This window comes from Vibrio sp. MOR3 (assembly GCF_001557775.1).
GTDB classification, from domain to species: Bacteria; Pseudomonadota; Gammaproteobacteria; order Enterobacterales; family Vibrionaceae; genus Vibrio; species Vibrio jasicida.
The window spans coordinates 125,630-136,733 of the sequence record NZ_LNRD01000010.1; the positions used below are offsets into that span (position 1 = coordinate 125,630).

Consider the following 11,104-nt stretch of genomic DNA (forward strand, 5'->3'; position numbering starts at 1 on the left):
CCGAGCTCACAAAAAGAAAAGAAGACAGAAGTGTTAGTTCATTCGGTCTATGCCCCCAATAGGAACAGACCCTGTAAGCTTGTCATTGAAGCCAAAGCAAGAAGCAACGCTGCCGCCAATTGCACTTTGTTTGGCGTTTTATGAGTGAAGATATGCCAGCACCAAACCACGATTGCCATAATCAGCATCGCCAGTGACGCTAGAATATGTTGTGTCACGCCATTCAATGTCGCTTCATCCAACTGATAAGCAGAAAACAACGTCATCACGACCAACAGCATGCCCGAAACAACACCCGTAACCGGTAAGATTCGGTGAAATGCTTGCAAGCGGCTACGTGCGATAACTAGAAGTAACTGCGCAAACACGGCACCTAAGAAGAAGATCATCAATGCCACTGAAGCGCTTGCCGCCCAATGCGGTTGCTCAAATAGTTGAATGCTCACGTACGCGAACGCCAAACCGTTCGCTAGATGCAGAGCCCATAATGGCCCTTTCTCACGTGTCTTCTTAGTCTGAACTTGAGAGTAAAAATAAAAGATCGCGAATACGATCATGAAAGCTTCAATACGAAGCGACGCCACTGCCAACCAAAGTACGCCAATTGATGGCAACATCTTATGCAGGCGACCACGTTGACCAGGGCAGATATCACCCTTAATCAAAAGTAAGGTCAACAGCGCTTGGGCGCCAAATAGCATTGGAGGAAAAGTTAACAGCAATTGTTGAATCATGTTGAATGCAAACTCAAAAGTCATTTTGGGGTGGCGATAATAGCAAATCACCTAATGGTCGACTAGCCCGTAACTTCACCACTCGCTCGCAGAGTTCACAAGTCAGCATCTCTTGAGGGGCTAATTCGCTTTCCGTGTTAGCATCGCCGCGAAATAGCCGTCAAACCTGCTATTTAATCTCTCCGCTTGAACTTTACATTTTGCAATAAAATGAAAGTGTAAAGTCAAAAACAACATGAAAAACAGAACGCTCATCTCTATTCTCTTTTGTCTATTTTCGTTAACAGGCTGTGATTTCAACAAAGATCCAGTTCTCTCCCTATCATACGAAGAGTCCACGGTTTCTCATGAGTTAGTCATTCACGCTGAATCTCAGTCACTACCCAAAGGGGATAAGCTCTATTTACGCGCTCAACTTCTTGACTCAGAGAATAACGGTTGGCTTACCGAAACAGATACCGTGATTTGGAATAGCTCGAATGAGAAGGTCGCGACGATTAACTCAAGCGGCTTATTGCTTGCGAAATCACAAGGAGCCACAACCATCACCGCATCAGTAAATAAAGATGGTCTCGCCTTCTCTGTAAGCTTAGAAATCACAGTATCCGAAGCAATGCTCTCAAAATTAACTCTCGTATTGGCAAACGAAGGTTCAACACCTAAAGGCTTAACGCTTCCCTTTCAAGTCATGGGGGAATATTCAGATGGAAACCGCATTGATTTGACTGACTCTTCGGAACTTCAGTGTCATATTGCAGACTCTACTGTCGCCCAACTCACACTCGGGAATCCAGCCAACCTCATCCAAGGAATGAGTGTAGGGAATACTGTACTTAACTGCACATATGGAGATACCGCCTTAGAGGCAGGTAAGAAAATCTCTATCAGCAAAGCCATACCCGTCGAATTGTCCCTTAGCCTAGAGCATTCAGAACTGCCTGTCGGTTCGAGCTCTCAAATACTCGCGCTCGCTAAATTTTCAGATAGTTCAACGCAAGAAATTACAAACGCGCCGGAGCTCCATTTAGACATCAGGGATCGCTCGCTGGCATCTATTATTCAAGAACAAGATCAAACCCAATTATTTGCTACCTCTACCGGGACAACAATCTTGACGGCGAAAATTAAAAACACAGAGCTGTCCGACGAAGTATCAGTCGTCATTACTCCAGCTGAGTTTTCTGCACTCAATGTAACCCTCGAGAAAGATGAAATACCCTTGGGCCTCTCAACGCATGTTCAAGCACTGGCAGAACTTACAGACCAATCCACTATCAATGTCACACGAGACCCTCGAGTGATTTGGTCTGTGCTCCCTGTAACGATTGCTCGAATAGAAACAAAAGAGAACAAACTGACCATCAAAGCACTTAAATCTGGTCAAGCGACGCTCGTTGCCTCGCTGAACGATGGACAAATACGCTCGCAAGTACCGTTTAGCGTATCCGAACCTGTGGTGACCAAACTTAGTTTATCTCCCAATGTAGATTCATTGCCTAAAGGGTTATCTCATTCATTTCAAGCTTGGGCCACATACTCGGACGGTTCCATTGCCGAAGTTACGTCTGCCTCAGAATTTCAATGGAGCGTCGATAATACAGACATCGCGACATTTGAACTTAGTCCTCATAAAGGAATGATAACAGGCATTCAAGTTGGTGAAACCAACATAACAGGTACACTTTCTGATAGTTGGCGTAGTACCGCTACATTAACGGTTTCAGATGCTATCGTTACCGAGATCAACTTTGATGAAACTGAGCTTTCTTTACCCGTAGGGCTAGAGCATCCTTTGAAAGTAAACGCCCTATTGTCAGATGGAAGTATCATTGATATTTCGAACTCTCCTGAGATTAGCTTTATTGTTAGCAATAACGAGTTTGTCGATTTTGACGACCAAGAAAGAAATGTGGTTGTCGGAAAGAATATGGGCTCGACCACAATTACAGCACTCGCTAAATTTAATTCATTAGAACATCAAAACCATATGACATTGTTCGTCATGCCTCCCGTAATAAAACGACTTTCTCTAGAATCAACATTTACAGAAATAACGGCAGGTGTTCCTCTGGTACTGCAAGCTATCGCAACCATGACCGACGACTCTGAGGTTAACGTAACAAACAGCTCAACATTAGATTGGAGCGTCGAACCCGTTGGTAGCGCAGAGCTTACTCAATCAACGGAAGGGATAACGCTTACCGGAATTGAAAAAGGTGAAATAAAAGTCTCTGTTATTGCGGAGTCTTTTCCCTCAATGGTCACAACTCAGAAAACATTCACTGTTGTCCCTAAGGACTATACGATTACATTGGTAGAAGAAGCGATATCTCCTCTAAGTCGCTCCGTTTTCGAAGGTTATGACATCGATGATATAAAAATTAGGCATAACGGTTTAACAAACTTTGATTTGTTGAACACAACACCACGCTACTTGAATAATCCTTTAGTCAGAGTCAATCAACAACACTTTCGCATTACGGGGGTTGTCTCACCAGTTAAAGCTGTGAATTTTGAACTACCAGAATGGTTTGATGAACCCATCGCTTCTGCTTATTTCGTTGATGAGCAACCATTGTTCAAAGCACATATACGAGCTTATGCCGACGTCAGACAAAATGACGACAAATACGCACAGCCAACGACAGAAAACGTTTATCAATATGAAAAAGAGTTGCGTGGCTTCAAACAGTTAATGAATAACTATGACTATAACCATCGGTTTATCGGCTTCATTCAAAGCTATATGAATTCAAGAACCCGCATGATCCGGCATGAAGATCATTGGTGTGAAGTAGAAACGCTACTGACATCAACTCGTTCAATAGAAAGCAGTTCTGACCACTTTGCTAAATTCAAAGGTAACGATACTTCACCACATACATTGAAACACGTAAGTCTTATCGCAAATAAGCCGAGTGCGACCTACATGATGCTGACCCAAGAAGCCAACGGCGTCGCAACGGTTGGAGATGGGTGGTTGAGCGTACGTGATTTTAGGTTGTTTTCTGAAGGGGCTACATCACCTAAAACAACCTACCTACACGAAAAGATGCACAACCACGGCTTCGGTCATAAAGGAGGGATGACCTATGGCTACCCCGCAGAGACTGGCAAGTTTGTGAATCAATCTTGGACACAGTTTTACGAAGATGGCGCGGTTGAGGCATCAACACCCACACTAGCAAGCCAATACGAACTCAAAGATCTGGGTAAACAGTTTAAGTTAGAGATTTCATTTTTAGATAAGAGCACATCGGCGCCATCAAACCGACATATTGATAAGTTTATCTTACTCACCACTTCTTTGGCTAAATTAGAGCGTAGCTATCTAATTGATCATAATAACAATGCTATCGAAATTTACCCAGAACTCGACTCTGGTTATGAGCACACGTATGTATTTAACAATATTGAGCCAATTCAACCTCAAAGCATAAGTGAGGCGAACTCTGAACCAGTCGCGTCAAAACTCATTTTTGTTTTTGATAAACCAGAACAAGCAAATACAAACAACATCCCTACATCTATCATCTTTATCGGTGGTAACAGGGAAGATACAAAGCAACAAGCGAACCTCGTAATCAACTACTCAGGTTCAGGAGGATTTGTCAGCAAAGATGGACAGTTCGTCTATCTAACCAAGCAATGGAATAAAAATGACAATAACGTCTTCACCAATGAAGTAAATACACTCTCACCAATTGAAGCGGAACAGTTCTGCAAAGAGAAAGGACTCAACCTAGGAACATTAAAGCCATTTCGCTCAAGAGATATGATGGATTTTCAAACGAAATATCAGAAATACGGAACTCAAGTGGGGCTGTCGTACGAAACTGGTACACCGATGGCCATCTCAGTACCAACCACTTACCGACCAAATACTATTACAGAAGTAGAAAAAGGTGCCGTAATTGTATGTAATGAGCAGTGAACTGAATGAAAGCAGCATTGAGCACTTTTACCAGTCCCCAACACTGCCCATATAAAAGAGCGATGCAACTAATACTAGCTCTTTGCCAGATAACTCAACGCATCTTCTTGAGTTAACAAACCACGGTACTGATTTTGTGAATCACAAAGTATCCATGGAAAGGCCGTTCCTGCTGTCACTAGCTCTCGAACGGTCGAGACAGGCAAGTTCGCATCCACCAGCTCAAACTCTGTACTCATGATTTGATTCACTGGTCGCTTCCAAATCCTATTTTCACGTTCCGATTCCAAATCAGTCCCCATCGTTGGTGTTAAGTGCAAGTTGATTTGAGCTTTAGTAATCAGACCAACGCATTGCTTTTCATTAATGACCACCAAAGGCGCCGTCGGGCTCAAGTTCATGTACTCAACGGCGAGTGACAATGGCTCCCCCGGATCAAGTCGACGAACATCGATATGGCTGAGAGACATTAGTGGTGCATCTTGCGTCGGTTTTACTTTCACGTTGTTAAAGTGCTTTTTGTGACACTGTGGCTTGTCCAGTAGCACCACAGGTACCGCTTGAGAAAACAAAAAACCCTGCATAAAATCAACACCAAGGTCTGCAAGCTCTGTTAGTTCTTGTTGCGACTCAACCCCTTCAGCAACCACTTTCACGCCAAGCTTGTGTGCTAACTCAGTGATCATTTTGACGATGTTGTAACGAGTGCTCCCTTCTTCGATACCTCTGATAAATTTTCGATCTATTTTGAGCAGATCAAACTGCCCTTCTTCAAGGTAAGAAAAGGAAGAGTAGCCAGTACCAAAATCATCAATAGCGATCTTGATGCCCTTGTCACGCAGTTCACTCAAAGCAAGGGTATGCTCTTTATCTTGTTCAAAATACGCAGTTTCCGTGAGTTCGATAGTGATTCGATTCGGATCAACACCACTTCCAGCAATCAAATCATAGGAACTTTGCAAAACTTGCAGCGCATCCAACTTGGTATTCAGTGAACGATTCAACGTTAATCCTATTTCTTCTCCATAAACTTTCTGGATATGAGGAAGTTGCTTGAGTGCTGTGCGGCAAACGAGATCATCCAACGCAGCAATCAACTCTAAATCCTCGACAACTGCGATCATCTCTTGGGTATCATAGGTTTTATTCTGATGATAGAAACGCGCTAACGCTTCGAACTTCACCACTTTGCCCGTACGTGTTTCAATGATCGGCTGATAATAGACATCAACAAGTTGGCTCTCAATTTGTGTTCTTAGAAAGGCTTCGAGATGATGACGCTTGACGAGCTCATCATGCAGTTCACTATTATAAAAACTGAAGTAGTTCTGGCCTCCACTCGGAGAGGAAACCATCGCTTGCGCTGCATGCACCAGTGCTTGTTTTGGATTATCAGTATCGTAACCGAGCACCGATACACCAGTTTGTCCTTCTACTATTGCATCATGCATACTTGATCCCAACTCACTTCTTAATTCCGAAAAAAAGCCTCGTAACGCAATCTGAATAAGACGCAGTGGGCTTAACCATTGGCATCGAGGCGTTTGCAAACACACTACAAATACGTCCCGCGACAACTGACCCGCAATACTGGCGTGGCGACTTCGCATCACAAAATCGGAAAAACCTAACTGCTGCTCAAGCAGGGACTGCTGTGAGAATTTCGGTCTAATTGTCACGATGATATTGAGATCTTTGTGGCTATTTTCATCCACTAATCGTGCTAACTGTTGTTCAAACTCTTCGCGAGGGGGAAGAAAAGTAGTCCACTGTTGAGGTTGGTCACTGGCCTTTTTCATCCACAATAATGAGGCAGAAATATCGGTAGAAAAACCGAGGTAAAGCGTACGACCAGAATTGAACACTAACCGATAAATGCAAAGATGATGCGCTTGGTTACTCCCATTCACGGTACGACTAAGAAGGTTACCACTCCAAAAGCCTTCAGTATCAATGTCTTGCCAGATCTGTTCGTAAAACGCTTTACTATGATGTTCAGAACTTAAAATATGGGTTTTCAGACCGACAAGGTCACGGTTGTCATAACCCATTTGCTGCTCGAACGCTGGGTTGCAGCCTAATATGCGAGTGTCTTGATCGGCGACCAAAACGCCTACGTTGGGTAAATTGAAAATGGTTTCCAGAATTTTGGCTAACTCTTCGCACCCGGTAATACTCAATTGCGGGATGATGGCACCTTGCACGATATGACCGTTAAGACGCTCAAAGCTCAACGCTACATGCACGAGTCGATCATTATCTAGCATCAGGCAACCAGAAAACTTACCATGCCCACCATTTTGTTCTACATCTAAGATGTGTTGCTTCGCGCTGTCACCCTGACCAAGCAACATGTATTGAAAAACGTCATCCAAACTATTCACTGTCTGTTTTAAGCCCAAAACAGACATCATGCTTTGCTGGTCACATTCAAACTCATGTGTCTCTATATCATAAGACCACTCGATCACTTGAGAATGACCGGACGCAGGCTGCACTTCTCCTTGTGCTACGGATAGCATTTCACTCATAACCTAGCCCCCTATTGTATCGGCTTAAGACTTTGAGAGCGCCACCCATGTATGACGATTGTTTGCTGTAGTTTTTTGATTGCAAATCGGTCAATACCATTTGAAACATCAACGATGTTTACGGCGCGTTTCAGTCAACAAGCGCGTGTATTTTAGTATGCACTAATACAATTATAGGAACAGAATTCGATAAGCACACCATTGCTTATTGCTAATTTTTACAAGGTTAAAAAACTCAATAACCATAAGGGATTGAAGGACATAATGGCGTAAAAGTCAGCGATGGAATTGAGAGTGATTTTCATCTCCAAATAAATCTAGTCGAACTAAGCTTTATATAATCACTTGGGTATAGATACCTGATCATCAAATCGCTATAATTCGCGCTCCCTGGAACAGAGAGCAAAATATGACCAACGACATTACTCCTATTCATGAGTACAAAAAATACTGGGCTGAGTGTTTTGGTACGGCACCTTTCTTGCCGACCAGCCGCAAAGAAATGGACGCCCTAGGATGGGATAGTTGTGACATTATCATTGTCACGGGTGACGCGTACGTGGACCACCCAAGCTTTGGTATGGCAATCATTGGTCGTCTGTTGGAAGCACAAGGATTCCGTGTCGGTATCATTGCTCAACCAGAATGGAACAACAAAGACGCTTTCATGCAGCTTGGTAAGCCAAATCTGTTCTTCGGGATCACTGCGGGTAACATGGACTCCATGATCAACCGTTACACGGCGGACAAAAAGCTTCGTCACGATGATGCTTACACTCCAAACAATGAAGGCGGCAAGCGTCCAGATCGTGCAACCTTGGTGTACTCACAGCGTTGTCGTGAAGCCTACAAAGGCACACCTATTGTTCTTGGTGGTATCGAAGCCAGCTTGCGTCGTGTTGCTCACTACGATTATTGGTCAGACAAAGTTCGTCGCTCTGTTCTGTTCGATGCAAAAGCAGACATTCTTCTTTTTGGTAACGCTGAGCGTGCCCTCGTAGAAGTCGCGCACCGTCTTGCTGATGGCGAAGACATCTCGACCATGACCAACATTCGCGGTACTGCGGTTAACCTGCCAGCCGAACCAGAAGGTTACACCGTTATTGATTCTTCTCGTATTGAGAAACCTCGTAAAGAAGCGTTCGTACCAAAGAACCCTTACGAAGTGGAAACTCAGTGCGATACCAAAAAAGAAGAGCCTGTTGCACAGCCAATCACTATTCGCCCATCACGTCATGATGCAGCGAACACAGCGGTGCGCCTACCAGCCTTCGAAAAACTGCACAACGACCGCATTCTTTATGCGCATGCAAGCCGTGTGCTGCACTTAGAAACCAACCCATACTCGGGTCGTGCTCTATTGCAACGTCATGGTGACCGTGAGCTTTGGGTGAACCAAGCGCCAATCCCTTTGACTACAGAGGAAATGGATTACGTATTCGGCCTATCGTACGCGCGTGTTCCTCATCCTATGTATGGCAAGGCAAAGATCCCTGCTTACGACATGATCAAAACTTCGGTTAACATCATGCGTGGCTGTTTTGGTGGCTGTTCTTTCTGTTCGATTACCGAGCACGAAGGCCGTATTATCCAAAACCGTTCACAAGAATCCATCATCAATGAGTTGGAAGAGATCCGCGACAAAGTGCCTGGCTTTACTGGCACGATCTCTGACTTGGGTGGTCCTACAGCAAACATGTACCGTCTTGGCTGTAGCGATCCAAAAGCAGAAGCAAACTGTCGTCGCCCTTCTTGTGTGTTCCCGGGTATCTGTAACAAACTGAATACCGACCACAAACACACCATCGATCTTTACCGTGCAGCGCGTAAAGTGGAAGGTGTGAAGAAAGTTATGATCGCATCTGGCGTACGTTACGACCTCGCGATTGAATCACCAGAGTACGTGAAAGAGCTTGTGACGCACCACGTCGGCGGTTACTTAAAGATTGCACCTGAACATACAGAAAAAGGTCCACTGGATCTGATGATGAAGCCGGGCATGGGTACGTACGACCGCTTTAAAGAGATGTTCGAGAAGTACAGCGCGGAAGCAGGTAAAAAACAATACCTGATCCCTTACTTCATCTCAGCACACCCAGGTACAGAAGACGAAGACATGCTGAACTTGGCACTATGGCTTAAGAAGAACAACTTCGAATGTGACCAAGTACAGAACTTCTACCCATCGCCAATGTGTAACGCAACGTCGATGTACTACTCAGAGACAAACCCTCTGAAACGCGTGAAGTACAAACAACGTGAAGATGTACCAGTGGCGAAAGGTGAACGTCAGCGTCGCCTACACAAAGCCCTACTTCGCTACCACGATCCAGCGAACTGGCCAATGATCCGCGAAGCGCTGATCAACATGGGTAAAAAACACCTGATTGGTGATAAACCGAACTGTTTGGTTCCAGCAGAAGACATTGATGCGCAAACTCCAGCACAGCGTCGTAAGTCTGGTCGTCACGGTGCAAACCGTTTTGCGACCAAACACACCAAGAACCAACCGGGTTTCGGTGGTCACTTGAATAAACGCTCTGAAGGCGGCTCTCGCGACGGCAAGCCATCTGGCAACCGCAACGGTTCAGGTAAAGCGCAAGGTGGTCAAAACGGCCAAGGTCGTGGCAACCAAAACGGTCAGCGTCCTAATACGGGATCACGTCCTGGTAGCAACAACCAAAGCCGCTCAAACGGTGCAGGTTCACAAGGTCAAGGTCGTCCTCAAGGACAAGGCAAACCAGCGGGTCAACGCAAACCTAAGCGCCGTTAATTCAATAGAGCTTGAATAGAAAAAAGGGCTTCTGAGGTAACTCTGGAGCCCTTTTGTTTTGTCTTTCGTTTGTGACTATCACTGCGATGCCATTAAGAACTTCACACTAGAAACTACCCCCTCAGAGAACCGCCTTTCTAGAGCATCCGAGTATCCCTTCCTATAATCGGATTAAGGTAAGCCAGCACGTGATATCTAGTCATGTACATGAGCGCAGGAATACAAATTACTGAATTGACGCAACATTGACATAATTGATCTAAATCAATTTTACTGTGTTTCGCATAATTAAAACAGGAAGTCTAAGTATGTCAAACAAGAACTATGTAACCACCTTAATGCTGTTGTGTGCCTTCGCCTCGAGTGCGAATGCGGAAAGCAAAGATGACATTGATAACATTAAAAACAAAATTGGCGATATCCAAGATAGCCTCTCTCAATCGCAAGACACCATGCAATTCGTGAGATCGGTTTCTGGTTCAACCTTTGTGCCGGAACCCAAACACAGTAAAGATATGCCTTCTTACAGTTACTTCTCGATAGAGAGCTACGACATATTCAGCAGCCCTTCTGGCAAGCGTATGATTCAAGCCGTTATCACCAACAACTCAGGCGGTGGTATTAAGCTCAAAACATCTCAAATCAAAGCGTACTTTGGTGGCCAAGTGTACTTATCTCCTTCTTCGATTGAGCAGGATGATAAATTCGCTCAAGGAGAAACGAAGTCCGTCACTTTGCATTTTGGTGAGAATAGCGCTTCGATTCTTGGTCTCATGACCAGAAACTACTAAGCGATTTTGGGGCTAAGCTCCCCTACAGTAATCGATGGTAATAAAACTGATGCTCTAAACTTCATATTCCCTTTTAAAGCCATCAGCTTCCCCAAAAATCATCCTAGAAACAGATACTAGAGAGGCTCCAGAGGTAACTCCGGGGCCTTTTTGTTTTGTATGCAGCTCTAACTGTCCCGATAACAACTCACAATTAAGCCCTAACTCAAACTTAAGCCCTATCGATACAAAAAATGGTATGCGCCAACCAACTTCTTGGAAAAACAAACAACTTTTTGGTTAAAGCAGAATCATGCAAGAAATAACCTACTGATTTTTAGTCGTTTTATTTTGGTGCGATA

At 44.4% G+C, this 11,104-nt stretch carries 5 protein-coding genes; 3 read left to right on the plus strand and 2 right to left on the minus strand.

The features are described 5' to 3' along the window. Positions 1–47: 47 nt before the first annotated feature. Positions 48–758, minus strand: coding sequence for a hypothetical protein (locus ATB76_RS18480; protein WP_061035884.1), 711 nt, complete (start codon positions 756–758; stop codon positions 48–50). Positions 759–969: 211 nt separating this feature from the next. Between ATB76_RS18480 and ATB76_RS27445 the strand changes: the two genes are divergently transcribed. Then, on the plus strand, positions 970–4,668 hold the full coding sequence (locus ATB76_RS27445) for an Ig-like domain-containing protein (RefSeq protein WP_081094938.1): 3,699 nt from the start codon (positions 970–972) through the stop codon (positions 4,666–4,668). Between the two features lie 74 nt (positions 4,669–4,742). Here the strand turns inward: ATB76_RS27445 and ATB76_RS18490 are convergent, their stop codons facing one another. After that, a complete protein-coding gene (locus ATB76_RS18490; protein ID WP_061035885.1) occupies positions 4,743–7,199 on the minus strand; it encodes an EAL domain-containing protein in 2,457 nt (818 codons plus the stop codon). Between the two features lie 409 nt (positions 7,200–7,608). Here ATB76_RS18490 and ATB76_RS18495 point away from each other — a divergent pair, with 409 nt between their 5' ends. Further along, positions 7,609–9,972 (plus strand): YgiQ family radical SAM protein, encoded by a 2,364-nt coding sequence (locus ATB76_RS18495; protein WP_038880538.1) that lies wholly within the window; start codon positions 7,609–7,611, stop codon positions 9,970–9,972. Positions 9,973–10,280: 308 nt separating this feature from the next. Next, positions 10,281–10,763 (plus strand): hypothetical protein, encoded by a 483-nt coding sequence (locus ATB76_RS18500; protein WP_038880541.1) that lies wholly within the window; start codon positions 10,281–10,283, stop codon positions 10,761–10,763. The last annotated feature ends 341 nt before the right edge of the window (positions 10,764–11,104 follow it).

What these genes read in the sequence shown, in the direction of transcription:
- ATB76_RS18480 (WP_061035884.1), bottom strand. Translation starts at nt 758, where the DNA reads ATGACTTTTGAGTTTGCATTCAACATGATTCAACAATTGCTGTTAACT.
- ATB76_RS27445 (WP_081094938.1), top strand. Translation starts at nt 970, where the DNA reads ATGAAAAACAGAACGCTCATCTCTATTCTCTTTTGTCTATTTTCGTTA.
- ATB76_RS18490 (WP_061035885.1), bottom strand. Translation starts at nt 7,199, where the DNA reads ATGAGTGAAATGCTATCCGTAGCACAAGGAGAAGTGCAGCCTGCGTCC.
- ATB76_RS18495 (WP_038880538.1), top strand. Translation starts at nt 7,609, where the DNA reads ATGACCAACGACATTACTCCTATTCATGAGTACAAAAAATACTGGGCT.
- ATB76_RS18500 (WP_038880541.1), top strand. Translation starts at nt 10,281, where the DNA reads ATGTCAAACAAGAACTATGTAACCACCTTAATGCTGTTGTGTGCCTTC.